21 protein-coding genes and 1 riboswitch are annotated in these 25,419 nt (G+C 74.2%); of the genes, 10 read left to right on the top strand and 11 right to left on the bottom strand.

Annotated elements, in window-relative coordinates; translation table 11 throughout:
• Positions 1 to 26: 26 nt before the first annotated feature.
• Entirely contained in the window at positions 27 to 1,217 is a 1,191-nt protein-coding gene (locus tag IF651_RS05190; protein WP_191828036.1) for a sensor histidine kinase, read from the bottom strand.
• On the bottom strand, positions 1,214 to 1,954 hold the full coding sequence (locus IF651_RS05185; RefSeq protein WP_191828035.1) for a response regulator transcription factor: 741 nt from the start codon (positions 1,952 to 1,954) through the stop codon (positions 1,214 to 1,216). Before IF651_RS05185 ends, IF651_RS05190 begins: the two co-directional genes overlap by 4 nt.
• Positions 1,955 to 2,087: 133 nt before the next feature.
• Between IF651_RS05185 and IF651_RS05180 the strand changes: the two genes are divergently transcribed.
• Genes IF651_RS05180 through IF651_RS05170 form a run of 3 tightly spaced genes read left to right on the top strand, consistent with a single transcriptional unit; the run spans position 2,088 to position 4,071 of the window.
• The gene (locus tag IF651_RS05180; protein ID WP_191828034.1) at positions 2,088 to 2,735 is read left to right on the top strand and encodes a glycosyltransferase; all 648 of its coding nucleotides are present in this window, start codon (positions 2,088 to 2,090) and stop codon (positions 2,733 to 2,735) included.
• A complete protein-coding gene (locus IF651_RS05175) occupies positions 2,732 to 3,409 on the top strand; it encodes a TIGR04282 family arsenosugar biosynthesis glycosyltransferase (RefSeq protein WP_191828033.1) in 678 nt (225 codons plus the stop codon). The genes IF651_RS05180 and IF651_RS05175 overlap by 4 nt, the downstream gene beginning before the upstream one ends.
• The gene (locus IF651_RS05170; RefSeq protein WP_191828032.1) at positions 3,406 to 4,071 is read left to right on the top strand and encodes a class I SAM-dependent methyltransferase; all 666 of its coding nucleotides are present in this window, start codon (positions 3,406 to 3,408) and stop codon (positions 4,069 to 4,071) included. Before IF651_RS05175 ends, IF651_RS05170 begins: the two co-directional genes overlap by 4 nt.
• 26 nt (positions 4,072 to 4,097) lie before the next feature.
• Here the strand turns inward: IF651_RS05170 and IF651_RS17965 are convergent, their stop codons facing one another.
• The 3 genes from IF651_RS17965 to IF651_RS18165 form a co-directional block, all read right to left on the bottom strand.
• Positions 4,098 to 4,226, bottom strand: coding sequence for a hypothetical protein (locus IF651_RS17965; protein WP_277818480.1), 129 nt, complete (start codon positions 4,224 to 4,226; stop codon positions 4,098 to 4,100).
• 151 nt (positions 4,227 to 4,377) lie between these two features.
• On the bottom strand, positions 4,378 to 4,863 hold the full coding sequence (locus IF651_RS05160) for a hypothetical protein (protein WP_191828031.1): 486 nt from the start codon (positions 4,861 to 4,863) through the stop codon (positions 4,378 to 4,380).
• Positions 4,860 to 6,134: a molybdopterin-dependent oxidoreductase gene (locus tag IF651_RS18165; protein ID WP_338403782.1), complete on the bottom strand. Its 1,275-nt coding sequence runs from the start codon at positions 6,132 to 6,134 to the stop codon at positions 4,860 to 4,862. The genes IF651_RS05160 and IF651_RS18165 overlap by 4 nt, the downstream gene beginning before the upstream one ends.
• A gap of 107 nt (positions 6,135 to 6,241) precedes the next feature.
• On the opposite strand from IF651_RS18165, the gene IF651_RS05150 reads away from it, so the two are divergent.
• Complete coding sequence (locus IF651_RS05150) at positions 6,242 to 7,540, top strand: MFS transporter (RefSeq protein WP_191828030.1); 1,299 nt, start codon at positions 6,242 to 6,244, stop codon at positions 7,538 to 7,540.
• Positions 7,541 to 7,652: 112 nt separating this feature from the next.
• On the top strand, positions 7,653 to 8,225 hold the full coding sequence (locus IF651_RS05145) for a TetR family transcriptional regulator (RefSeq protein WP_191828029.1): 573 nt from the start codon (positions 7,653 to 7,655) through the stop codon (positions 8,223 to 8,225).
• A 79-nt stretch (positions 8,226 to 8,304) separates the two neighbouring features.
• Here IF651_RS05145 and IF651_RS05140 read toward each other — a convergent pair whose 3' ends face one another.
• The 3 genes from IF651_RS05140 to IF651_RS05130 form a co-directional block, all read right to left on the bottom strand.
• Positions 8,305 to 9,648 carry a hypothetical protein gene (locus tag IF651_RS05140; protein ID WP_191828028.1) on the bottom strand — a complete coding sequence of 448 codons (1,344 nt, stop codon included), beginning with the start codon at positions 9,646 to 9,648 and terminating at the stop codon, positions 8,305 to 8,307.
• A 97-nt stretch (positions 9,649 to 9,745) separates the two neighbouring features.
• A complete protein-coding gene (locus IF651_RS05135; RefSeq protein WP_191828027.1) occupies positions 9,746 to 10,405 on the bottom strand; it encodes a hypothetical protein in 660 nt (219 codons plus the stop codon).
• Between the two features lie 45 nt (positions 10,406 to 10,450).
• Positions 10,451 to 13,216, bottom strand: a complete 2,766-nt coding sequence (locus IF651_RS05130) for a prealbumin-like fold domain-containing protein (protein WP_191828026.1) — start codon at positions 13,214 to 13,216, stop codon at positions 10,451 to 10,453.
• Between the two features lie 123 nt (positions 13,217 to 13,339).
• Between IF651_RS05130 and IF651_RS18160 the strand changes: the two genes are divergently transcribed.
• From IF651_RS18160 to metE, 3 genes are all read left to right on the top strand, one after another.
• The gene (locus tag IF651_RS18160; protein WP_191828025.1) at positions 13,340 to 13,963 is read left to right on the top strand and encodes a hypothetical protein; all 624 of its coding nucleotides are present in this window, start codon (positions 13,340 to 13,342) and stop codon (positions 13,961 to 13,963) included.
• A gap of 111 nt (positions 13,964 to 14,074) precedes the next feature.
• Positions 14,075 to 14,177, top strand: a riboswitch (SAM riboswitch).
• 85 nt (positions 14,178 to 14,262) lie between these two features.
• Positions 14,263 to 15,276: a methylenetetrahydrofolate reductase gene (locus tag IF651_RS05120; protein ID WP_338403781.1), complete on the top strand. Its 1,014-nt coding sequence runs from the start codon at positions 14,263 to 14,265 to the stop codon at positions 15,274 to 15,276.
• A 20-nt stretch (positions 15,277 to 15,296) separates the two neighbouring features.
• A complete protein-coding gene (gene metE, locus IF651_RS05115; RefSeq protein WP_191828024.1) occupies positions 15,297 to 17,759 on the top strand; it encodes a 5-methyltetrahydropteroyltriglutamate--homocysteine S-methyltransferase in 2,463 nt (820 codons plus the stop codon).
• A gap of 96 nt (positions 17,760 to 17,855) precedes the next feature.
• Here the strand turns inward: metE and IF651_RS05110 are convergent, their stop codons facing one another.
• Entirely contained in the window at positions 17,856 to 18,101 is a 246-nt protein-coding gene (locus IF651_RS05110; RefSeq protein WP_194719918.1) for a hypothetical protein, read from the bottom strand.
• 118 nt (positions 18,102 to 18,219) lie between these two features.
• Here IF651_RS05110 and IF651_RS05105 point away from each other — a divergent pair, with 118 nt between their 5' ends.
• On the top strand, positions 18,220 to 18,615 hold the full coding sequence (locus IF651_RS05105; protein WP_191828023.1) for a VOC family protein: 396 nt from the start codon (positions 18,220 to 18,222) through the stop codon (positions 18,613 to 18,615).
• 433 nt (positions 18,616 to 19,048) lie between these two features.
• Positions 19,049 to 19,555 (top strand): FBP domain-containing protein, encoded by a 507-nt coding sequence (locus IF651_RS05100; protein WP_191828022.1) that lies wholly within the window; start codon positions 19,049 to 19,051, stop codon positions 19,553 to 19,555.
• Positions 19,556 to 19,582: 27 nt separating this feature from the next.
• Here IF651_RS05100 and IF651_RS05095 read toward each other — a convergent pair whose 3' ends face one another.
• Together IF651_RS05095 and IF651_RS05090 are read right to left on the bottom strand one after the other, a co-directional pair.
• A complete protein-coding gene (locus IF651_RS05095) occupies positions 19,583 to 21,754 on the bottom strand; it encodes an MMPL family transporter (protein WP_191828021.1) in 2,172 nt (723 codons plus the stop codon).
• A 155-nt stretch (positions 21,755 to 21,909) separates the two neighbouring features.
• Positions 21,910 to 25,233 carry a 3-keto-alpha-glucoside-1,2-lyase-like domain-containing protein gene (locus IF651_RS05090; RefSeq protein WP_191828020.1) on the bottom strand — a complete coding sequence of 1,108 codons (3,324 nt, stop codon included), beginning with the start codon at positions 25,231 to 25,233 and terminating at the stop codon, positions 21,910 to 21,912.
• Positions 25,234 to 25,419: the final 186 nt, after the last annotated feature.

The following is a 25,419-nucleotide window of genomic DNA, read 5'->3' as shown; positions in this document are numbered from 1 at the left end:
TGCTGCGCGCCTCCCGGGCGGACGCGTCACGCACGACCCGTCGCCGGCAGGCGCACCTCGACGCGGCACCCGTCGTCGGAGGACGCGACGTCGAGGCTCCCGCCGTGCTGGTCCACCACACGGTCGACGAACGCGAGCCCGAGCCCGGCGGACCCCGCCGGCCCGTCCGCGACCTGGTAACCGGCCGTCGCCAGGTGCGGCAGCGCGTCGGCCGGGATGCCCCCGCACGTGTCGTGCACGACGACGCGCGCCGCCCCGTCCACGATCCTCGCCTCCACGGTCACGACGCCGGCGGGCCCGCCGTGCCCCGAGACAGCTCCACGGGCGCCCCGCGCCTCGTGCCCGCTCGCCCGCACGGCGTTCGCGACCAGGTTGTCCAGGACCCGCTCGATCTCCCCGGGATCCCCGGGCACGCGGACGTCCGCGCCCACCTCGACCCGCAGCTCGACGCCCACCGAGCCCGCGAGCGGGCGGGCGTGCGCGGCGACGCGCTCGAGCACCACGGCGACGTCGACCTCCTGGGCGGCGGGACGTGCCCGGGGCCGGTCGTCCCGGGCCAGCTCGGCGAGGTCCTCGATCATGTGAGCCATGCGCTCGGTCGCGGCCACGATGCCGTCGAGCGCCGGGCGCGGGTCGGCGAACACGCCGTCCTGCAGACCCTCGGCGGCGGCGCGGACACCGGCGAGCGGCGAGCGCAGGTCGTGGCTGACGAACGCGACGACCTCGCGCCGCGCCGCCTGCGCGGCGCGCTCGCTCTCGCGGGCCGCGTCCAGGCGTCGCTGCGTCTGCTCGAGCTCGGCGACGACGTAGGCGAGCTCCGCGGTCGCCGGCGCCGCGCTCGGGGTGGACGCCGGCGACCCGTCACCCGACGTCGCTGCCGCCCCGCCGGCGTCGTCCCCGAGCCGGCGGGCGAGCTCGCGGACCTGCCGCGCGTCGTCGGCCACGGTCCGCCCGAGGACGAGCGCGATCACGACCGCGAGCACCGAGGACGCGATCAGGACGAGCCGCACCACCCCGGCGTCGTGCTCGGACAGGAACATCGCGGACACGTTCACCGTCAGCGCGACCACGACGGCGGCGAACGGGACGAGCGCGGCCAGGACGAGCGCGAGCACGAGCGACACCCGCCCGGCCCGACGCACCGCCCACGCTCCGAGGAACCCCACCACCACCGCGCACGCGGCGGTGACCAGCAGCATGAACCCGACGTCGGTCATCGCGCCGCCACCTCCATCAGGGTGTACCCGGCACCGCGGACGTTGACGATCAGCACGGGGTCGGCCGGGTCGTCCTCGAGCTTCGCGCGCAGCCGGCGCACGTGCACCATGACGGTCGAGTCGTCGCCGAAGCTCCAGCCCCACACGCGCCGCAGCAGCTCGGCGCGGCCGAACGAACGGCCCGGGTACCGCGCGAGGAAGTCGAGCAGCGCGAACTCGCGCGGCGTCAGCGCCACGGTCTGACCGCGGTAGGTCGCGGTACGCTCGCCGCCGTCCACGACGAGGTCGCCCACGACGACGCGCGTCGGCGCGTTCTCCACCAGTCCTGGCCCGCGGCGCAGCAGCGCCTCGACGCGCAGCACGAGCTCGCGCGCGTCGAACGGCTTGACCACGTAGTCGTCGGCGCCGACCTCGAGACCGCCGATCCGGTCGTCGACCGACCCGAGGCCGGACAGCAGCAGCACCGGCGTCCCGTCCCCGTCGGCCCGACGCCGCGCGAGCAGGTCCAGCCCGGAGCGCCCCGGCAGCCGCACGTCGAGCACGACGGCGTCCGGCTCCCAGGTGCGCCACAGCCGCTCGCCCTCGGTCGCGTCCGTCGCGGCGCGTGCGGCGTGCCCGGCGGCCGTGACGTGCGCGGAGACGCTGGTGGCCGTCAGCGTGTCGTCGTCGACGACGAGGACGCGCGACGTCACGCCCGGCGCGGGCGCACGGCGCTCGTCGGCCTCGGCAGTGGTCATCTCTGCACAGTAGCGCCGCGGCGGCACCGCGCCCTGCCGGAACGGCGCGGTCCCGGTCCGCCGCGGCCGACCGTCAGGCGATCGTCAGCCCTCATCAGGGGCGCGACACGGGGACCGCCCGTACCGTCGGAGAGTGACCGTCGACGTCGTGCTCCCGTGCCTCGACGAGGCCCCGGGCCTCGCGTGGCTGCTGCCGCGCCTGCCCGCAGGCGTCCGCGCGGTCGTCGTGGACAACGGCTCCACCGACGACTCCGTCGAGGTCGCCCGAGACCACGGCGCCCTGGTCGTCCAGGCTCCCGTCCGGGGCTTCGGGTCCGCGTGCCACGCCGGCCTGGAGGCCGCCACGGCGGACGTCGTCGCCTTCTGCGACGCCGACGCGAGCCTCGACCCCGCGGACCTGCCGCGCGTCGTCGGGCCGGTCGTGGCCGGGGAGGCCGACCTGGTCCTGGGCCGTCGGCTGCCCGACGCCGGCGCCTGGCCCTGGCACCTGCGGCTCGCCAACCGCGAGCTGGCGCGCCGGGCCCGACGCCGCACCGGCCTCGGCGTGCACGACCTCGGACCCATGCGGGCCGCGCGCCGCGAGGCCCTGCTCGGGCTCCGTCTCACCGACCGCCGCTCCGGCTACCCGCTCGAGATGCTCGTCGCCGCCGCGGACGCCGGGTGGCGCGTGCGCGAGGTCGACGTGCCCTACCGGCACCGGCTGGGGCGCTCCAAGGTCACCGGGACGCCGCTCGGCGCGTGGCGCGCCGTGCGCGACATGTCGAAGGTGCTCGCGGCATGACCGGGGCTCCTGCCCGGCCCGCGCGGCCGGTCGAGCCGCCGCGCACCGTCGTCGTGCTCGCCAAGGCGCCCGCGCCCGGGCGGTCCAAGACGCGCCTGACCAGCCTCCTCACGCCGGAGCAGGCGGCCGACGTCGCGGCCGCGGCGCTCGGCGACACGCTCGACGCCGTCGCGGCGCTGCCCGGGGACCACGTGCTCGTGCTGGACGGCGAGCCCGGCTCGTGGGTGCCGCCCGGCTTCGTGGTGTACCCGCAGGTCGCCGGCGGGCTCGACCGGCGGCTCGCGGGAGCGTTCGACGACACGTTCGCGGCCCACCCCGGACCGGTGCTGCTCGTCGGGATGGACACGCCGCAGCTCGCGCCGCAGCTCGCCGCCGTCGACCTGGACGGTCACGACGCGGTGCTCGGGATGGCGGAGGACGGCGGGTTCTGGGCGGTCGGGCTGCGCGCGCCCGACCCGGACCTGTTCGTCGGGGTGCCGATGTCCGAGCCGACGACCGGCGCCGCGCAGCTCGACCGGCTGCGCTCGTGCGGGCTGTCCGTGGGGTTGCTGCCGACGCTGCGCGACGTCGACGAACCGGACGACGCGCGAGCCGTCGCCGCCGCGGCGCCCGGGACACGGTTCGCGCGGAGGTGGCGCGAGGTCACGGAGCGCTCGGAGGTGGCGGCGCGATGACGGAGGCCATCTCCCGGACGCCGCGCCGGGTCCACCCGGTCGTGCTCTTCGACGCCGCCCTCGGCGGCGAGTCCGTCGTCGCGCTGGGCGAGACCGGCGCCCGCCCGCTCGACGTCCGCACCTGGGCCGCGCCGGCCACGCCGTCGGACGAGGTGCTGCTCGCGCGGTGCGAGGCCCCGGTGCTCGACGTCGGCTGCGGCCCCGGCCGGCTGGCCGCAGAGCTGTCGCGGCGCGGCGTCCCGTGCCTCGGCATCGACGTCTCCCGCGCGGCCGTGCGCCAGGCGCGCGACCGCGGGGCCGTCGCCCTGCGGCGCGCGGTCGAGGCGGCGCTGCCCGGCGAGGGCCGCTGGGGCACGGTCCTCCTCGCGGACGGCAACATCGGGATCGGCGGCGACCCGGTCGCGCTCCTGACCCGCTGCCGCGAGCTCGTGCGGCCCCACGGCGCCGTGCTCGTCGAGACCGACCCGGACCCCGACGCGCACGACGTCACGCCCGTCGTGCTGCGTGCGGCCGACGGCCGCCTGAGCCGACCGATGCCCTGGGCGCGGCTGGGCGCGCACGCGCTGCGCGTCGTCGCCGCCGAGGCCGGGCTCGACGCGACCGAGGAGTGGGCCGCGAGCGGGCGGACCGTCGTCGTGCTCAGGCGTGCGGCGCGAGGCTGAGAGGCACCAGCCCTGCCGACGGCACCTCAGAGCGCGTCGATGAGGTCACGCACGAGCTGTGAGGGAGTGGTGTGCCGCTCCCGCGCGACCTCGTCCAGCTTCGCGCGGCGCGCGCCGTCGAGCCTCAACGTGAACGGGCGGGCCTTCGCCCCCACACTGACGGGCCTCCGCTGCCGGCCTGCATCGGCACCCCACGGGAGTTCACCGTCACCGGATGTATCAAACGCGCCATGACTCATACGTTCGACGAGGGTCTGGTCCGGCAGGACGCGGCCATGCCGCTCCCTTCCGGCGCAGACCTCGCCTTCAGCGCCGAGGACCTGCTGACCGCCTGGCGCGACTGACCGACGTCGCGCGGTCCGCGTCGGGGTCTCCCCCGCGGGGCCTCGCGCCCGCGAGGAACGCCCCGACGACGGCGCCGATCACCACCGCGATCGCCGCAGCAGCGATCGCGGCGAGCGGGTCCTGCGGGACGACGGACGGGTTGCGACGATCCGCCGCGCCCGCGACCAGGGCGATCGCGAGCACCCCCAGCGTTCCCGCGGCCAGCAGGCCACCCCGCAGCGGGCCCCGCCACACGGGCGGGACGCGGGGCAGCACCCACGCGCCGACGGCGACCGCGAGAGGGGCGAGCACGGCGTCGTGCACGACGACTCCTCCCGCCAGCCACACCAGCGCGGACGGCCACTGGCTGCTCGGGACCGTCGACCACGCGGTCCACAGGCCGAACCCGATCAGGGCCGCACCGCCGACGAGGAGCACGCGGCGCGACCAGCGCACGCCGGCGCTCACGCGGCACCCCCCGGGCGCAGCACCGTCATCCTCGCGACCCACTTGGTCTGGAGCACGCCCGGGCGGTTCGGCGCGACGAGACGCGCCGGGTAGCCGTGGTCGAGGTCGAGGTCCTCGCCCGCGAGACGCAGCGCGAGCAGCGTGTCCTCCGCCGCGACGTACGCGCCGGGCAGCAGCGAGCTCGCGTACGAGCCACCCTGCTGGAGGCTGTCGACCTGCACGTCGTCGTCGGCCGTCCCGCCGACGAGGGCGACGAGGTCGCGCACCCGCACGCCGTCCCACGTCGCGGTGGCGCTCCAGCCCTCGACGCACGCGATGGGGACGACCGCGGTGACGGCGTCCATCGCGAGCAGGTCGTCGCGCGAGAGCTCGCGCGTCCCGCCGGGCCCGGTGAGGACGAGCCGCCACGCGGGGTCGGTCGCGGTGTCGGCGACCCCGGCCGAGCGGGCGGTCTTGTTGACGGGCAGGCCCTGCGGCCCGACGCGCGGGTCACGGGGCGCGAGGACCGCGAACGGGGCGAGCGGACGCACGGTCTGGCCGACGGTGAGCGCGACGACGCCGAGCGTCGTCACCGCCACCGCGGCGAGGAACCCGCGCCGCGACGTCGCCGCCTGCGCCGGGTCTTCCTCCTGACCCTGGTCGGCCGCGACACCGGCGGGCGGGACGACGGCGGGTGGGACGACGGAAGGTGGCCGGGGGCCGCCGCCGGACTCCTCCGCGCGCAGTTCGGCGACCGACGACCGCAGCGCGGGGACGATGACCGGGAGCTTCACCCCGACGTGGACCACGACCGACCCGACGACCACCCACGCCGCCGCGTAGTGCACCCACAGGAAGCTGAACTTCCACGGGTACACCTGGAACACGTTGAGCACGCCGGTGACGATCTGGAACGTCGTCGCGGCGACGAGCACGGCCACCGACCCGCGCTCGAGGGCGTGGAGCGGACCGCGCAGCGCGGGCCGCTCGAACAGCCGCGGGTAGGCCGCGTAGAGCTTCGCGAGCAGGAGCGGCACGCAGGCGAACCCGACGGTGACATGAACACCCTGGCTCAGCCGGTACCCCCACGACGGCGACGGCCCGAACGGCAGCCAGGGCACGGGGTTCTGGCTCAGGTGCGAGAGCAGGCCGGTGACGAACAGGACGACGATCGCGCCACCGAGCAGCGCCCCGACCCGCGCGACGACCCGTGGGTCGTGCACCGGGGAGCGGAAGTCCTCAGCGCGCGGCACGCCCGGCAGGCGGCGCGGTGGCGTGCGGGCGGCGGTCACCCCTCGAGCCTAGGTTCGCGCCCGCGCCGCGCGCCTGACGTGTGCCTGACGACCTCGCGACGGAGGACCGTTCTCGCAGCGGGCGGTCGTTGTGTACGATCGTACGCATGATCCTCCCGACCGCGGCGCGTCCCGCGCTCGTCGACCGCCGCGCGCGTGCCGCGGTCGCGCTGCTGTTCCTCACCAACGGGGCGTTGTTCGCCAACCTCATCCCGCGCTACCCGGAGATCAAGGCCGCGCTCGACCTGAGCAACGCGACGTACGGCCTCGCGGTCGCCGCGTTCCCCGCGGGCGCGATCACCGCGGGCCTGGCCGCCGCTCCCCTGCTGCGCCGGTTCGGGTCCGGGCCCGTGGCGGTCGCCGGGACGATCCTCACGAGCGCGAGCTTCCTCCTCGCCGGCCTGTCGCCCTCCCTCGGGCTCCTGGTCGGCGCGCTGTTCCTCGCCGGCGCGATGGACTCGTTCACCGACGTCGCGCAGAACGCCCACGGCCTGCGCGTCCAGCGCCGCTACGGCCGTTCGATCATCAACTCGTTCCACGCCGTGTGGTCCATCGGCATGGTCACGGGCGGTCTGCTCGCGACCGCGGCCATCGCGCTCGACCTCCCGCTCGGCGTCCACCTGGCGATCAGCGGCGTCGTCTTCTCCGGCGTCGCGCTGTTCGCCGGGCGCTGGTGCCTGCGCGGCCCGGACGCCGTGCCCGACGACGTCGCCCCCGCCGGTCCGGAGGGCGTCACCACGGCTGGTGGTCGCGACGCCACCGTCCGCCCTGCCCGACCCTCCGCGCCTCGCGTCTCGGGCCGGACCGTCGCCACGCTCGTCGCGCTCGTGGTCATCGCGATCGGCGGCACGCTCGTCGAGGACGCGGGCAACACGTGGGCGGCGGTGTACCTGTCGGGCGAGTCGCTCGGGGCGTCCGCCGAGCTCGCCGCGTTCGGGTTCGTCGCGTTCATGCTGGCCCAGTTCGCCGGACGCCTGGTCGGGGACCGCATGGTCGACGCGCTGGGGCAGCGCACCGTCGCACGGATCGGCGGCCTGCTGATCGCGGGCGGCATGGGGCTGGCGCTCGCGTTCCCCTCCGTTCCGGGCACGATCGCCGGGTTCGCCGTCGCCGGCTTCGGCACCGCGACCCTCGTACCCGCCGCGATGCAGCAGGCCGACGAGCTGCCCGGTCTGCGCCCCGGCACCGGGCTGACGCTCGTCTCGTGGCTCATGCGGCTCGGGTTCCTCGCGTCGCCGCCCGTCGTCGGGCTGGTCGCGGACGCGACGAGCCTGCGCGTGGGCCTGCTCGTGCTCCCGCTCGCCGGGATCCTCGTCCTCGCCCTGTCCGGCGTGCTCGCGCCGCGTCGTGCGCCCGTCGCTCCGGCCCCGTCGGACACCCCGCAGCCCGAGGAGGCCCGCGCGTGACCACCGACCACGTTGCCGGCGAGCCCTACCGCGCCGCCGTGACGCGCGACCTGCCGATGGACGTCGTGGCGGTCGACAACCCGGCCCGGGCCGTCCGCGAGAACGTCTGACCGTGCCCCGCCGCCACGATCCCGAACGCCGCGACCGCATCATCGACGCCTGCGTCGAGGTGATCGCGGAGCATGGTGTCGCGGGCACGTCGCACCGCCGCGTCGCGGCCGCGGCGGACGTCCCGCTCGGGTCCATGACCTACCACTTCACCGGCATGGACGAGCTGCTGCTGGCAGCGTTCGAACGCTTCGCCGTCGGCGCGTCGGCGAAGTTCTCGCGCCGGGTGGACCCGGCGACCACCCCGGAGGAGGCGGTGCAGGCCGTCGCGCGACTCATCACGCACGACGTCTTCGAGAACCAGCGCGACCTCGTCCTCACCCACGAGCTGTACACGATCGCCGCGCGCGAGCCCGCCTTCCGCGCCGTGACCCACCCGTGGATGCGCCGCAGCCGCCGCACCCTGGAACGCCACTTCGACCCGACCACGGCGCGCCTGCTCGACGCGTTCATCGAGGGCATGACCATCCACCGAGCCCTCGACACGGAGCCCCACGACGACGCCGACGTCCTCACGGCGCTCCGCCGCCTCACCCACGCCCCCACCCCACCCACCCCCCCGCCGAGCACGATCTGAGGGTCGTTATCCCACCGATAGCGACCCTCAGATCGTGCTCGACGGGGGGTGGTGTTGTTCTCGGCGCGGGCCGGGAGGGTCACCACGGGGAGCGGACGACCACTCCTATGACCAGGGTGGCCAGGCCCTGCGCTGCTATCCACCACCGCCACCCAGCCACTCGTCGCGGGGCGTCGACGAGCGCCGCGGCCGCGGGCGCGACCCAGCAGGCCAGCGGCAGCCAGATCCGCTCGACCTCGCCACGCTCGAACCCGCTCAGCGCACCGAGCAGCGCGGACGCGACCGCCACGAGCACGAGCGCGCGCGAGGTCCGGTCCAGCCGCGCGACCCGCGTCAGTCCGCCCGTCCCGGCCGGGCCGACGAGCACTCCCAGCAGGACGACGTCGGCCACCAGGAAGTAGAGGTACGGCCGCCCCGTGCCCGACCCGTCGCCCCACTCGCCGTGCGTGGCCGCCAGCCCGTCCCACAGCCAGAACCCCGCCGCGCCCCAGGCCAGCACCGTGAGCACGACGACGGCCCCCGCCACGAGCGTCGGCGTCCACCGCCGCGTCGCCCAGGGCACCACGAGCGCCAGCACGCCCATGTGCAGCAGTCCGTAGGACAGGAACGGGCACGCGCCGAGCAGCACCCCCGCGCCCACCGCCGCGACCCACCGCACCCACGCTCGCGACGTCGTCGACGCCACCGCGAGCGCCGCCACCCCCCACGCGAGGACCCCGGCGAAGAACGCGTCGGCGGTGGTCGCGACCCACAGGGCCGCGGGCGCGAGGACGACGGCGGGCAGGGCGCGCCGCGCCGTCGTCTCCCCCGCGTCGCCGCCGAGCCGGCGCAGCGTCACGGCGACGGCCACGACGGCGCTCGTCCCCGCGACGATCATCAGGGCCGCGGCCCAGCCCGCGCCGCCCAGGCCCACCCGGTCCATCCCGGCGAGGAGGACGACGAACCCCGGCGGGTGGCCGCGCACGTGGATGGGGTAGTCCCCCACCTGCGCCGTGAACGCGGCGACGAAACCGGCGGGGTCGGCCGCGGCGTCGGGCACGACGGGCAGGTACTCGTGCCGGCTGCGCACCGGGTCGGTCAGCCCGGCCCAGGACGTCGCGGCGCCGAGCGCGACCGTGAACGCGAGCGCCGTCCCGCCGGCGGCGGCGAGCAGCGCGCCCCAGCGCAGCGTGGTGGCCAGGCGCGGGCCGAACGCCGCGACGACCGCGACGACCCCCGCCGCGACCACGGTGCCCATCCCGACGCGGAGGTCCCAGTGCCCGACGAACGGCTCCGCGCCGGTCAGGAGAACGACGCCGTCGCGGCCCCGGATCTCCTGCGCCCACGAGACCAGGAGCAGCACGCCGGCCCCGACGAGGACGACCGCCCCGACCGGCAGCAACCAGTCGGGCGCGCGCCGGGCGGCGGTCGGGTGGCGTGGCACGGGAGCTCCTCGGGTCGGGCGCTCCCGACGCTACCGGTGCGCCCCGTGCACCGCGGCGCGGACGACCTGACGTCGTGCTGACGGTTGCCGGAGACCGTCAGATGATCTTGGGGAAGCTCAGCAGGAACCCGACGCCGACGACCATGAGCACGGCGGCGCCGCCGACCATCGCCCAGGAGATCCGCTCGGTCCGGAACCGGTTGGCGAACGCCCCGAAGAACAGCACGAGCGCGAACAGCACGGTCAGGATCGTGTAGTTGTCCCCGCGCTGGTTGTTGGCGAGCGCCCGCACGAAGTACGCGTCGGCGCGCTCGTCGGCCTCGGCCGACTCGACCTGCCCCGGGGGGACGTACGACTCGAGCGCGAACGGGCTGGGCGCGGCGTCGGGGTTCTTCAGCGGTTCCGACGCGTACCACTCGTCGAACGCGACCGCGAAGTGCGGCGTGAACCGCTCCTCGGCGAAGTCCGCGAGCAGGTCGTTGTCGTCGGCCACACCCTCCAGGTAGAGGCCGAACACCTGCAGGTCGATCGCGCGCGCAGCCTGCGCGTTCGTCGCCTCGGTGGACGCCACGATGCGCTGCGTCGAGGCGCGCGAGAAGGCGATGGACATCTCGCCGCCCCACTTGCTGGCCTCGAACCCGCTCCACGCCGTCAGGATGGCGGTCAGGCCGAGCAGGATGACGGTGATCGTCTCCCGGAGGGTGCGCCCCTCCTCCTCCGGTTCCTTCCCGGCCTGCCCTGCCTCGTCGTCGGTCACGGCAGGACAGTAGCCCTCGCCGACCCGCGGTGCGCGCGGAACGCGTCAGCCGCGCCGTCGGCGCGTCGCGAGCAGGATCGCGCCTGCCGCCACGGCGAGCGCCGCGAGCGCGAGGAGCACCCCGACGTCGGCCCCCGTGGCGGCCATGTCGCCGGGCTCGTCGCCGCTGCCCGACGTCGGTGCGGCCGTCGGCCCGTCCGGCGCCGGGTCCGTCGTCGGCCCGTCGGTCGGGTCCGTCGTGGGCGTGGGCGTCGGGGTGGGCGTGGGCGTCGGTGTGGGCGGGTCGAGCACGGTGTTGGAGATCGTGCAGCTCACGTCCGCGCCGTCGTCGACCTGGACGGTCTGGGCGTCCACGAGATCGCCGCCGTCGCACACCCACTCGCCCTGCTCGTAGTCCCAGTCGCTGCCGGACTCGGACAGCTCGTAGGTCCCTTCCGCGACCGGGACGGCCGTCACGTCGGTGCTGCCGTCGAAGCCCGAGACCGGCGTCGGCCCCGCGGCGGTGAGCTCCCAGTCGTCGACGGGGGCGACGTCGTCCACGACCTGCTTGTGCAGGGTCAGGCTGCCCGCGAGCCAGTGGTTGGTCACCGTGCACGTCACGTCGTCGCCGGTCTCGACGACGACGCTCGACACCGCGCCGCCCGCGCCGGACTGGACCACGCGCGCGTCGTCGCACGACCACCTCATCGCGGTCCAGCCGTCCGGACCGCCGCTCTCCCCCAGCGCGTACCGCCCGGGGGCGACGGCGACGTGCGAGACGGCCCGGCTACCGGTCGCCCCGGCGAGCGAGACGCCCTGCCCCTGAGCCGTCAGCGTCCAGTCGGTCGGCTCGGCGTCACCCGTGAACCCGCGGTCGTCGAGCTCCTTGACCAGGGTGAGGTGCGGGAGGTCCGCACGGTTCGTCAGGACGCACGTCGCCTCGTCCCCCGCCCCGAGAGAGAGGGTCCTGCCGTCGAGCGTCCCCGCGTCGCAGCTCCACCCCTCGGAGACGAACCCGTCGTACCCGCCGGTCTCCGCGAGCTCGTAGGTGCCCGGCGCCACCTGGGCGGCGGTGACGTCGTCGCTGCCGGCCGCGCCCTCGACGACGACGTCGCCGCCGGCGTCGGTGGCCGACAGCGTCCACCCGGCCGGGTCCGCGGAGCTCCCGACGACGACCTTGACGAGCGTGAGCGACGCGTCGACGTACGTGTTGGTGACCGTGCAGCGGACGTCCTCGTCGGGGCCGACCAGGACGGTCGCGCCCGCCTGCAGCAGGCCTCCCTCGCAGGACCACCCGGCGCTCTCGTACCCGGCGGGCCCGTCGGACTCGGCCAGGACGTGCAGCCCGTCGCCGACGTCGACCTGCGTCACCTCCACGCTGCCGGACGGGCCGGAGATCGTGCCCTCGCTCCCGTCCGGCTGCGGTCCGGTCGCGGACAGGGTCCAGTCCGCGGGAGCGGCGGGGCCGCCGTCGACCTCCTTGACGAGCGTCAGCAGGGACGGGAGCGCGGTGTTCGTGATCGTGCACGAGACGTCCGCGCCCTCGGGAACGGCCACCACGTCGTCGCTCACCGTCGCTCCGGCGCACTCCCACGCGCCCGCCTCGAAGCCGCGCCAGCCGGCCTCGCTCAGCGTGTAGGCGCCGGCGGGGACGAAGGCGCCGGTGACCTCGTCGGATCCCGACGGGCCGCTCACCACGGTGTCCGCCCCGGTCGCCGTGAGCGTCCAGTCGTCCGGCTCGGCGAACCGTTCGCCGACGAGCTCCTTCGTCAGGGTCAGCGTGGCGCCCGCCCACGTGTTGGTCGCGGTGCACACGACGTCCTCGCTCTCCGCGACGACGATCTCCCCGGCCGACCCGTCACCCGCGGCCGCGCCGGTGCAGGACCACGCGGCGTCGTACCCGGGCGGGCCGTCCTCCGTGAGGGCGTACGCGCCGGGCTCGACCTCGACCGCGGTGACGGAGCCGGCGCCGGTGACGCCCGTCAGCGACTGCGGGCCCGACGCCGTGAGCGTCCAGTCCCCGGCGGACGACGGCCCGCCGACGACCTCCTTGACGAGCGTGAGCGTGGGCACGGTCGGCGTCACCGGGGCCACGTTCGTCACCGTGCACGTCACGGTGCTGGCGAGGTCGAGCGCCACGACCCCGTCCACGACGTCGGCACCGTCGCACACCCATCCCTCGTCACGGTAGCCGTCGGGTCCGCCCTCCTCGGACAGCGTGTACTGCCCGATGCGGACCTCCTGGTTCGTCACGGCGTCGGACCCGGACGCGCCGGCGACCGACGACGGCCCCTGCGCCCGCAAGGTCCAGTCCTCGGGCGAGGCCGTGCCGCCCCGGACGTCCTTGACGAGCGTCAGCGTCGGATAGATCGCCTCGTTGTCCACCGTGCAGGTGACCGTGCCGCCCGCCGGGACAACGACCTGCGGCGTCGGGTCCATGATGTCCTCGCCGCCACAGTTCCAGTCCTGGAACCGGTAGCCGCCGACGCCGCCCGTCTCCCAGATCCGGTAGGTCCCGGCCGGGACCGTCATCGACTGGACGCCGTTGAGGCCGTCGCCCTCGATCACGTCACCCGTCGCGACGTTCCGCGCGTGCATCGTCCACAGCTCGCGCCGACCCTCCGAGGAGCCCGTGTCGAGGTTCTCGATGCGCTTGAAGAGCGACAGCGTCCCCGTGTCGACCTGGGCCGACGCCGTCCGCGCTCCCGCGAGACCCAGCACGGTGAGCAGGAGGAGCACGAGCACGGCGGCGCCCGCGCGCGGCGCGGACGAGCGCCGGGGAGCGTGGGACCAGGACTGCAACGGACGGACCTCCACCGGTGGGACGTCCACGACAGTATCGCCCGGCTCGTGGCGGCGCCCGGCGACGAGCGGGGCGTCCCCGCCCGCCGGTTCGCGTCTCGTCGGATCGCGCGACGTGCCATGGATCACCCGCGGTGTGCGAGCATTCCCGGCGTGATCGAGCTCCGGATGACCGAGGACGCCCAGCGCCGAGTCGTCCGCGCCAACATGACGACCGTGGCGACCCTCGTACCCGTGCTGCTGGCCGCTCAGGTCCCGCTGCTGCTCTCGGGGAGGAACGTCGTGCTCACGCTCGCGTTCGTCGCACTCACCCTCGTCCTCGTCGCGGCGTCCTACCCCTGGGTGCGGCACGTGGTCCGCAACGCGCGCGTCGTGCTCGGCGACGGGACGTACACCGTGCGCTGGATGCGCACGCGGCGCTTCACGGTCGCCGACGTGGAGCGCGTCGTGACGATCGACCAGATGTCCCTCGGCGGGATCGCCCTGACGACCTACCATCTCGTCGCGGTGGGGCGGACAGGGCGGCGCCTGGTCCACCTCGTGGGGCAGGCCTGGGACCGGGACCAGCTCACGACGATCGCGCTCGACCTCGCGCACCGTGGCGTGCCGCTGACCCCCGTCCACGTGCCGATCACGCCCGTCCAGCTCCGCGCGTACGACCCCCGCCTCGTGCCCTGGTGGCAGGCCCACCGCGTGGCGTTCGCGCTCCTCGTCGGAGCCGGCACGCTCGTGCTCGGGCTGATCGCCGTCGTGGTGACCGTGATCGTCCTCCTGTAGGTCCGTCCCGGGGCGCGACGGAGGGGTGGCGACGTGGTGCGGCCGCACGTCACATCGTCTCACCAGACGGTCGCTCTCGACCGCGTGACGGATGGCCTCTACGATCGACGGGAACCATCCAGAGCGGTCGAGAGTCCTGGCTCGACGACACCGCAGCAACCCGCCGACGGAAGCCTCCCGAGGACAAAGGTGCTAACGCCAGGGACGATGGAGTGACGCATGGTCGCAGAGGCATTCTTCACACGCGCACACCGGGGCGGGTCAGCTCGGCTGTCCCCGCGCCCGGCCGAGGTCGCGCCGTGAGCGTGGCGGACGCCGTCGGGCAGCAACGGCCCACGGTGTCCTTCGAGGTCATGCCCCCGCGCCGGCCGCAGGCCGCACCGAAGTTCTGGGAGACGGCACGGCAGCTCGTCGCGGTCCAGCCGGACTTCCTGTCCGTCACGTACGGCGCGGCGGGCAACGACCGTGAGACGGCGCTGACCGTCATCGGCAGGCTCCTGCAGGGCACGCCCGTGCACGCGATCGCGCACCTCACGTGCGTGGGCGCGTCGCGGGAGGTCGTGGAGGACGTCGTCGCCGACTTCCTCGACGCCGGGGTCCGCAGCTTCCTCGCGCTCCGGGGGGACCCGCCCAAGGACGATCCCGACTGGTCCCCCGCGGAGGACGGCGTGGGGTCGAGCATCGAGCTCGTCGCGCTGCTCCGCGAGGTCGAGGCGGCGCGCTGCGCGGCCAACCCCTCGCTCGCGCTGCGCGGGGCCGCTCGCCCGTTGACCATCGCGGTCGCGACGTTCCCCGACGGCAACCGCGATGCCGGCACGACCCGCACCCAGGAGGTGCACCGCCTCCTGGAGAAGCAGCGGGCGGGCGCCGACTTCGCGATCACCCAGCTGTTCTACGAGGCGTCGTCGTACGTCGACTTCGTCGCCGAGGCCCGGGCCGCGGGCGTCACGATCCCGATCCTCGCGGGCCTCATCCCCATGACCGACCCGGCGCGCCTCCTGCGCGTCGAGACGCTCACCGGCGTCCCGGCACCCCGCGCGCTCGTCGAGGCGCTCGAGGCCGAGCCCGACCCGGAGCGCCGCCACGCGCTCGGCACCCGGCACGGCGTCGCGCTCGCGCAGCAGGTCCTCGACGCCGGGGCGCCGGGACTGCACATCTACACGTTCAACAAGTACGAAGCCGCGATCGACCTGCTCGAGGGTGTTCACCTCGGCGGTGGGGACTCCGTCCCCGACCTGGCCAGCGGGCCGTGGGTCAGCAGCACCTCCCTGCCCACGACGACCGGGGCCGCCACCGGCGGCGTCCCGGCCTGATCAGACACCAGAGGTCACTCATGTCCGCCACGTCCCTACCCTCCCCTGCCCACCTCCCGGTGCCCTTCCCCGCCGGCACCGTCCTCGGCTACCCGCGCATCGGGCGCCGCCGCGAGCTCAAGAAGGCCGTCGAGTCCTTCTGGGCCGGGCGGTCCACGGCCGACGAGCTGGACACCACGGCGCGCGAGCTGCGGCTCGCGACGCTCCGCCGCCTCGTCTCGCTCGGCCTCGACGCGGACGACGCGTCCGTGCCCGGCTCGTTCTCGTTCTACGACCAGGTGCTCGACGTCGCGACGTCCCTCGGCGCGGTCCCGTCCCGGTTCGCGTCGCTGACGGGAGCCGACGGCCGTCTCGACCTCGCGGGCTACTTCACCGTCGCGCGCGGAGCCGGCGGCCAGGACTCGCGGGCACCGCTCGAGATGACGAAGTGGTTCGACACGAACTACCACTACCTCGTCCCCGAGATCGGCCCCGACACCCCGGTCCGGCTCGTCGACGACCGCGTCGTGCGCGAGTTCGTCGAGGCGAAGGAGGCGGGCGTCGTGACCCGGCCCGTCGTCGTCGGGCCCGTGACGTTCCTGGCGCTGTCCAAGGCCGCGGACGACGCCCCCGCGGGCTACTCGCCGCTCGACCGCCTGGACGACGTGGTCGCCGCCTACGCCGACCTGCTGCGCGCGCTCGCCGCCGCGGGCGCACCGTGGGTCCAGCTCGACGAGCCGGTGCTGGTCACCGACTCGGTCGACGTGCCGTTCGCCGAGCTCGCCGCCGCCGTGACGAGCGCGTACCGCACGCTCGCGACCGACCTGTCCGTGGGTGCGACGGACCCCGCCGCCGCGCGCCCCGCCGTGCTCGTCGCCGCGCCGTTCGGCGGGCTGCAGGCCGCGCCGCTCGACGACGGCGCCGCGCGCGACGGGCTCGCGCTCCTCGCGGGCACCGACGTCGACGCGATCGCCGTCGACCTCGTCAAGGGTGCGGTGCCCACGGGCTCGGCCCCCGACGGGACGGTGCCCGGCCTGGCGACCAAGACGCTCGTCGCCGGTGTGGTCGACGGCCACAACGTGTGGCGTGCGGACCTCGTCGCGAAGCTCGGCACGGTCGAGACCGTCCGTGCCCTCGGCGCCGGCGCGCTGGCGGTCGGGACGTCGACGTCGCTGCTCCACGTGCCGCACGACGTCGAGGACGAGGTGTTCGGCGGCGCCGAGACGCCCGGTACCGTCCTCGACCCGCGGCTGCGCGAGTGGCTCGCGTTCGCCGACCAGAAGGTCGGCGAGGTCGCGACGCTCGCCCGCGCGCTCACGGCGGGTCGGGACACGGTCGCGGACGCCCTGGCGGTGTCGAGCGCTGCCGTCGCGTCGCGCGCGACCGCGGCCGGCGTCGTCGAGCCGACGGTGCGCGAGCGTGCCGCCGCCCTGACCGACGCGGACTTCGCCCGCGGCTCCTCCGCCGAGCGTGCCGCCGCCCAGCAGGCGCGACTGAACCTGCCGCCCCTGCCCACGACGACGATCGGCTCGTTCCCCCAGACCCCCGAGATCCGCCGCGCCCGCGCGCAGTGGACCAGGGGCACGCTGCCCGACGCGGACTACACCACGGCGATGCGCGGGGAGATCGCGCGCGTCGTCGCGCTCCAGGAGGAGATCGGCCTCGACGTGCTGGTGCACGGCGAGCCGGAGCGCAACGACATGGTGCAGTACTTCGCGGAGCACCTCGACGGGTTCGCCGTCACCGCGAACGGGTGGGTGCAGTCGTACGGGTCGCGCTGCGTGCGCCCGCCGATCCTGTGGGGCGACGTCACGCGGCCGGAGCCGATGACCGTCGAGTGGTCCGCCTACACGGCGTCGCTCACCGAGAAGCCCGTCAAGGGCATGCTCACGGGCCCGGTGACGATCCTCGCGTGGTCGTTCGTGCGCGACGACCAGCCGCTCGGCGACACGGCGAACCAGGTCGGTCTCGCGCTGCGCGACGAGATCGCGGACCTCGAGGCGGCCGGGATCGCGATCGTGCAGGTCGACGAGCCGGCGCTGCGCGAGCTGCTGCCGCTGCGCCGTGCCGACCAGCCGGCGTACCTCGACTGGTCGGTCGGGTCGTTCCGCCTCGCGACCTCCGGGGTCGAGGCCGCGACGCAGATCCACACGCACCTGTGCTACTCGGAGTTCGGCGAGGTCATCGGCGCGATCGACGGCCTCGACGCCGACGTGACGTCGGTCGAGGCGGCGCGCTCCCGCATGGAGATCGTGCCGGAGCTGGCGGACGCCGGCTACGCGCGCGGCATCGGACCGGGCGTGTACGACATCCACAGCCCGCGTGTGCCGTCGACCGAGGAGGTCACCGAGCTGCTCGAGCTCGCGGTGAAGGCGATCGACCCCGCGCTCGTGTGGGTCAACCCGGACTGCGGTCTCAAGACGCGTGGGTACGACGAGACGACGCCGTCGCTCGAGCACCTGGTGGCGGCGGCACGGACGGTGCGCGCGACCCTCGCGAGCTAGGACGACAGAGCAGCGCGGGGTGGTCCGGGGTCCGCACCCCGAGCCACCCCGCGCTCCGCGTCTTCGGGCCGCGTTGCCGCGGCTCCGCCGTGACGGTCAGCGCTCGGTCTTGCCCGTGACCGACATGGGGATCGCGAACGCGAGCGTCGCGGCCGCGAGCCCGCCGCAGAACAGCCACACCCCGGCGTCGACACCGGACAGCCCCGCACCCATGAGCACCAGACCGCCGACGAACAGCACGAACGAGACGACGAACCGTGCGAACGCGCCCGCGTGGCCGGGGATGTCGCGCCCCTCGGTCCCGGTCGCGAGACCGGGGGACTGGTCGGTGCTCGTGCTCATGTCAGGCTCCTTCGACGTCTGGACGGTCCAGGCTAGTACAGGCTAGTCCCCGCAACGCTCCAGGGCGTCCGCGTCCCGGCCGGTGGGCGGGGCGTGCGCCGTCGCTAGGCTCGTCGCCATGACGACGACGATCGGACGCACCGTCCTCATGGTGCGCGACCTCGACACGAGCGCGGCGTTCTGGACCCAGGGCCTCGGGTTCCGCACGCTGTTCAGCGGCGAGAGCGACGGGTTCCCCCTCCTGCACGTGGGGCCGGGAGAGGTGACCGACCCGGGTCTGTGGCTCGTCCCGCTCCCCGACGGCGCGGCGTCCGCCCGGCGCCCCGGCTTCCCGTCGCTCGTGCTGTACGTGGACGACCTCGACGCGACGCTCGCGCGGCTCGCCGGCGTGGGCGTGGATCCGGTCGCCGGGCCGGACACCGACCCGGACGACGGGGACCGGTTCGCCCACGTCCTGGACCCGGACGGCCACCGCGTCGTCCTCGTGCGCCTGGCGGCTCGGCAGGAACGGTGAGGGTCCGTCGCAGGTCCGGCGCACGACGTTGACCGAGGCGCTCGTCAGGGCGCATGATCGACGGTGCGCGGCAGTCGGTCCGGCCCGTGCGACGAGGACGACGAGGAGCGAGCGGATGCAGGGCGTCATCGCAGGGTGCGAGGTGGCCGTGGCGGCCTGCTCGGGCGACCTCCCGGCCCGCACCGCTTCACGCTGACCGCGCGGGACCTCGCGTCCCCGGCCGGTCGACCCTGAGGTGCGGGCATCTCGACGCCCTCGCCGCCGCACCGTCGTGCTGGACCGTCCCGGACGGTCCACGACGGCACCTCGCCACCCCGCTCCTCGTCCCGGGAGCGCGTCACCACGCCCGTCTCGTCGGGCGGGCTCGAACGCGCCGGGACCCTGAGCCCCGTGGCGTGCCGGCGGCAGCCCGACCGAACCGGAAGCCTGAACCATGAATCCCCTGACCGAGAAGCAGATCCGCGCGTCCTTCGTGAACGCCTCCAAGCGCGAGGCCGCCCAGGCCGCTCTCCCCGACCTCGACTCCCTCGACTGGGACCGTCTCGACTACCTCGGGTGGCGTGACCGCAAGGCGCCGCTGCTCGCGTACGCGGTCGTCGAGGTCGACGGCGAGCCCCGCGGCGTCCTGCTGCGATCGACCGACGCGAAGACCGGTGGGATGCGCCGCCGGGCCGTGTGCGCGTGGTGCGAGGACCTCGTCGTGACCGAGGACGTCTCGCTCTACGTCGCGCGACGGGCCGGCGCGTCCGGCCGTCGTGGCGACACCGTCGGCACGCTCGTGTGCACGCACTTCCGGTGCTCCGCGAACGTCCGCCGGACCCCGACGCGCACCGAGATGGGCGACGACCCGACCATGCGCGACGTCATCGTCGAGATGCGGGTCGACGGCCTGCGGGAACGCTCCGCGAAGTTCGTCGCCGAGGTGCTCCGCGAGGGCTGATCACACGCCGAGGTAGGGCTCCGGGTCCTACCTCGGCGGGACGAGCTCCGGCTCGACGGCCACGGGGTGCTCGCGGTCCCGCGCTCGGTCCCGCGTGGTCCCGGGCCACCAGTTCCAGCGGCCGAGCAGGGTCATCGTCGACGGCAGGAGCAGGCCCCGCACGACGGTCACGTCGAGGAGGACCGCGACGGCCAGGCCGATGCCCACCTCCTTCATCGCGACGAGCTCGCCCGCCGCGAACCCGAGGAAGACGATACCGATCGCCACGGCCGCCAGCGTGACGACGGGGCCGGAGGAGGTGATCCCGCGCAGGACGGCGCGGTCGTTCGCGACGCGCGCGTCCTCGGCCCGGTCGCGACGCCGCCACTCCTCGGCCATGCGCGAGAGCAGGAACACCTCGTAGTCCATCGACAGCCCGAACACGAGCATGCCCAGGAGCAGTGGCGTCGTGACGTCGAGCGCCCCCCACGGCTCGAACCCGAGCAGGCCCGCACCCGCCCCGTGCTGGAAGACGACGACCAGCACGCCGAGCGTGGCGGCGAGCGTCAGCAGGTTGAGCACGAGCGCCTTGACCGGTACGACGACGGACCCGGTCAGCAGGAACAGCAGCACGAAGGTGGCGAGCACGACGGCGCCGAGCGCGAGCGGAGCACGCTCCACCATGTGCTCCTGGGTGTCGACCAGCTCGGCCGCCGGCCCGCCGACGAGGACGGACAGACCGCGGGTGTCGACGGAGCGCACGTCGCGGACGAGCTGCTGCGCGTCGGCGCCGGTGGCGTCGCCGGGCGGCGTCAGGTCGACGGCCGTCACCTCGGGCGGCAGGTCGACGTCCTGCATCGCGTCCGTGACGCCCGGCAGCGCGGCGACCTCGTCGAGGTAGTCCTGCACGGCCTGGTCCTGCACCGGCGCGTCGACGAGCACGGTCACCGGTTCCACCCCGAGATCCGAGAACCGCGACGTCGCGGCCTCGCTCGCGAGCCGCGCCTCCGACGTCGCGGGCAGCGACCGCACCTCGGAGTCCCCGAGCGTCAACGACCCGAGGGGGACGGCGAGCGCGACGAGCAGCGCGCACGCTCCGAGCGTGACGAGCACCGCTCGCCGTTGCGCGACGCGCGCGAGCCGGCCGAGCAGGCCCGTCCCGGGGCGCCGGGTCCAGCGCCGCACCCAGGTGCGCGCGCCGGGCGCGGGCACATGACGGTGCCCGACGGCGACGAGCGCGGGGACGAGGGTCAGCCCGGCGATCGTCGCGACGAGCACGACGACGACGCCGCCGACCGCCATGCCGGACAGCAGCGGGTCGCCGAGCAGGAAGAGCCCGCCGAGCGAGATCCCGACCGCGAGCCCGGAGGTGAGCACGGCGCGGCCCGCGCCGTCGACCGTGCGACCCATGACGGTCTCGATCGACTCGTCGGGGGTCCGTTCCCGCTCCTCCCGGAACCGCGCGAGCACGAGGAGGCTGTAGTCCACGGCGAGCCCGAGCCCGAGGATCGTCACGACGTTCACGGCGAACTCGTTCACCGGTACCGCGGAGGTGAGGCCGCTCAGGAGGAGGAGTGCCGCCGCGATGGTGGCGAGCGCGGACAGCACCGGGAGCGCACCCGCACGGAGGCCGCCGAGCACGACGACGAGCAGCACGAGCAGCACGACGAGCGCCACGCTCTCGCCCCTGGCGGCGTCGGTCACGGCCTGGTCGACGAACGCCTCCTGGGCGAGGAGCGCGCCCCCGACGAGAACCTCGGGGGTGTCGATCGTGTGCAGGGCGTCGGAGACCTCCTGGGCGACGGCGAGCGCCGCGTCGTCGTCCAGCTCCTGGTCGAGCTCGACGGCCACGAACGAGCCCTGCCCGTCGTCAGCGATGAGTCCGCCGGCGGTGTACGCGTCGGTGACCTCGACGACTCCCGGGATCTCGCGGATCTCGGCCATGACGCCGCTGGCCTGGTCGATGAGCGACGCGGAGAAGTAGTCCCGGCCGCCGAGGACCGCGATGACGACCTCGCCCTCGGGGGAGAGCTCGTCCAGGCGCTCGGCGGCGAGCGCGGACGCGGTGCCGGCGGGTGCGCCGTCGACGTCCTGGGTCCGGTCGAAGACCGCCCCGCCGAGGACGACCCCGAGCGCGACGAGCAGCGCCCACGCCACGAGGACGACGACGCGACGTCGGGCGGTGAGACGGCCGAGGCGGTCGAGCGCACGGGCGAGCATCGAAGGTCCTCCACGGCGAGATCCGGCGCCCCCCGAGTGTTCGGGGGACGCCGGAAGGATACGTCCCGGCCGGAGCGCCGTCGGACCACGCTCCGGCCGGGCCGCCCCGGGGACGGCCGCACGCGGCGGCCGCCCCCGAGGCGTGATGTGCTGCGTCAGCCGCAGGACACCGCGTCGTACGCGACGTCGGCCTCGAAGGTCCGCTCGTCACCCGACGCCGACACCTGGGCGCTGCCGGCCTCCAGCGACGCCGCGCGAACCGCGAACGACTGGTAGGCCGACTTGCCCGGCTGGACGTCCGCCACGGTCTTCTCGCCGAACGGCGTGGAGAGCGTGATGTCGGCGGGCACGGTGTCGTCGTTCGTCGCGCGGACCGCGACGTACGCCTTGCCTGCCAGGCAGCGGGCCTGGACCGTGGTGCTCACGGCCAGCTCCGCCGGCTCGTCGGTGAGGGCCTTGGCGCGGATGTTGCGGTACGAGACCGCCTCGCCGCCGCCGTGGTTCTGGATCCCCACGAAGCTGTTCACCAGACGTGCCGGGTCGGTGCTCGTGAAGTCGTTGACGAGCGTGTCGTTGAGGTAGATGCGGATGCGGTCTCCCTCGACACGGATGTCGTACGCGTTCCACTGCCCGACGGGGTTGAGCGCCTCGTCCACGGCGTCGAGGTCGGCGCCCTGGAAGGTGTAGACCGCACCGGTCGTGCGGTCGTCGGCGTCCGTGGCGTCGACCTGGATCTCGTAGCCCTCGTTGACCGCGACCCACGGGTCGTTCCCCGGGTCCGGGAACCCGACGAACACGCCGCCGTTGTCGTCCTTCACGAGCTTCCAGTCGAGCTTGAGGCTGTAGCTGTCGCCGAGCTCCTCCTGGTACCAGAGCAGGCCCATGCCGCCCTCACCGCGGATCGAGCAGTCGTCCTGGCGACCGAAGCCACCCGGACCGGCCATGCGCCACCCGTCGTCGAGGCTCGCGAGCGTGCCGTCGAACAGGCCGGTGTAGCCCTCCTCGACGTCGGCCGGCGTGCAGATGTCCGGGTTCTCGCCGATGGAGAGGACGTCCATGTTGATGTTGCCCTGGTCGCCTTCCTCGTAGGCGATCGTGATGGTGTTCACGCCGGCCTGGAGCTCGAGGTCACGGGTGGCGGTGCCCCAGTTCTTCCAGTCACCGGTCGTCGGGAACTCCCACTGGCCGAGGTCCTCGTCGTTCACGTGGAGCGACACGTTCTTGGCACGCAGCTCGTTGTACGGGTGGATGCCGTTGGCGTACCGCACGTTGACGGGGTAGGTCCCCGCCTCGTCGACCGTGACCGAGAACGTGCGGCCGGAGCCGACGTTCTGCATCCCGGCGGCGAAGCCGGAACCGGAGTAGTTGCTGTGGTCGCTGCCGAGGTTGGAGCCTCCGAGCGGCCGAGCCTCCTCCGCCTCGTACCAGCCGCGGTCGGCGGGTGCGACGTAGCCCGGGACCGAGTTCGCCGTGTACCACGCCTCGGTGCTGATCAGCTCGGCGCCGTCGGCGGACGCGAACGGCCGCGGGGAGCGCAGGTGCACGACGTAGCCCGGCTTGACGCCGTCGACCTGCAGCGTGACGGTCGTGCGGTCGTCCGACAGCTGGGCGTCGGAGACGAAGAGCGGCTGCTCGTCGACCTTGGGGCCGCCGTACTGCTGCGTCGGGACGTAGGTCCACTGCTTGAGCTGGTAGGCGTCGGCCAGGTTCGCCGCCACCTCGTCGGAGACGGGGTCCGTGTACTCGATCTCGAAGCCGCCCTCGACGATCCGCATCTCCTTCATGTCGAAGGAGTCCTCGTTCACCGGGACCATCTTCTGCAGCCCGTAGCGCAGCTTGCCGGACTCGCCCCAGTTGCCGCCCTCGCCGGTGCCGCCGACGTACAGCGAGCCGTCCGGGCCGTAGAGGATGCGGTTGCTGCCGACCTCGATGCCCGCCGAGTGACGGAAGGCCGCGCCCTGGTACTCGCCGTCGACCTTCTCGAGGAACCCGCGCTGGATCCCGCCGTAGGTGACGTCGCCGAAGAGCATCTGCCCGGCGAACTCGCCGTCCTCGACGAGGATCGGGTTGCCCGGGGAGTTGGCGATCTCGTTGTGCGGGAGCCACAGCGCCGGCTGGCTCACGGGGTTGTCGTCGAACATCCCCGCCGGGTTCGTGTAGTGGTTGAAGAACTTGTCCTGCTCGATGTGCACGAGCTTGTTCGCGGGGAGCCAGGCGCCCTGGTTGTCCGTGCCGAACAGGTCGCCGTCGGGGCCGAAGCCGATACCGTTCGGCGTGCGCAGGCCACCCGCGACGTACGTGACCTCGCCGGTCTCGCGGTCGATCTTGATCGACGTGCCGCGGTTCTCGCCGGGCTGCGGGCTGGTCGTCGCGCCACCGTTGTCGATCGCGACGGACAGGTTCACGTAGAAGTAGTCCTCGTCGTGGACGAGGCCGAACGCGAACTCGTGGAAGTTGCCGCCGTCGGGCCACTCCGCGATCTTCGTGTGGACGTCGTAGAAGCCGTCGCCGTCGGGGTCGGTGAGCTGCGTGAGCTGGTACCGCTCCGAGACGAAGATCGAGTCCTCGATGACCTCGATGCCCATGGGGTTGAGGAGCTCGTCCGCGACCTTGGTCGCGGTGACGTCCTCGGGGCCGGTGGCGTCGACGACACCGTCGAGGAAGAAGACCTCACCGGACGTCGGGTCGGGCTGCCATCCACCGGAGCTGACCTCGCCCGTGGTCACGACGGCGAGCTGCTCGTCCGGGGTGAACGCCAGGCCGGACACCTTGGGCTCGAAGCCCTCGGGACGCAGGTCGACGAGCTCGTAGTTCGGGTTCACCGTGTCGAGACGGAGGCCGTCGCCGGCGGTGTCGGTCGCGCCCTCGCAGTACTTGTAGCCGGGCGCGGTCACGCGCACGACGCCCGCCTCGGTGCTCAGCACGGACTCGGGGACCACCTCGAACGCCGAGCTCCCCGGCGCCTTCCACTCGAGCGTCAGCCGCTCCGAGTACGCGCCCTCGTAGTAGTCGATGCGCAGCGGGTGCACGCCGGCGGTGAGCGTCGCGCTCCCCTCGACCGACGTCGAGTCGTTGGGACCGTCGTTCTCGATGACGAGCTGCTCGTCGATGTAGACCAGCGCGCCGTCGTCGTTGGTCACACGGAACGTGTACTGACCCTCGGTCTCGACATGGAGGTTCGCGGTGACCTGGGAGATGAAGGTGTCCGACGCACCGAAGTCGTCGGGTGAGTTCCAGTCGATCGTCGGCATGAGCTTGTCGACGTTCGGGGTCTGCCCGGACCTCAGGGTGCAGACGGCACCCGGGTCCTGGGCGAGCTGGAACGTCCGCAGCGTGACGCCGGGCTCCTGCTCGGGGAGGTCGGCCGCCGTCGCGGGGACGACCCACGCGGCAGCGAGCAACGCACCTCCGGTCAGGGCCGCGACACCGCGGCGGGTTCGTGACCGGCGCGCGGTCGGGGGGGTCGTGCGAACGAGCATCGTCGCTCCTCTTGCTGGATGGGCCATCCAGTCCACGAGATACGACGCGGGCTCGTCATCGGACCACCCGCAACAGTCCCCGTCGACTGACAACGCTGGCAGCGTACAGGCCCCTTCGGCTCGTTGTCGACATCTTTTGATCACGATTCGGCATAAGTTGAATGCTCGGCGACTGATCGGGCCGCT

Origin of the sequence: Cellulosimicrobium arenosum (assembly GCF_014837295.1) — a bacterium.
GTDB lineage: Bacteria > Actinomycetota > Actinomycetes > Actinomycetales > Cellulomonadaceae > Cellulosimicrobium > Cellulosimicrobium arenosum.
The sequence above is the reverse complement of the archived record's forward strand: the minus strand, read 5'-3'. Positions and strand labels throughout refer to the sequence as shown.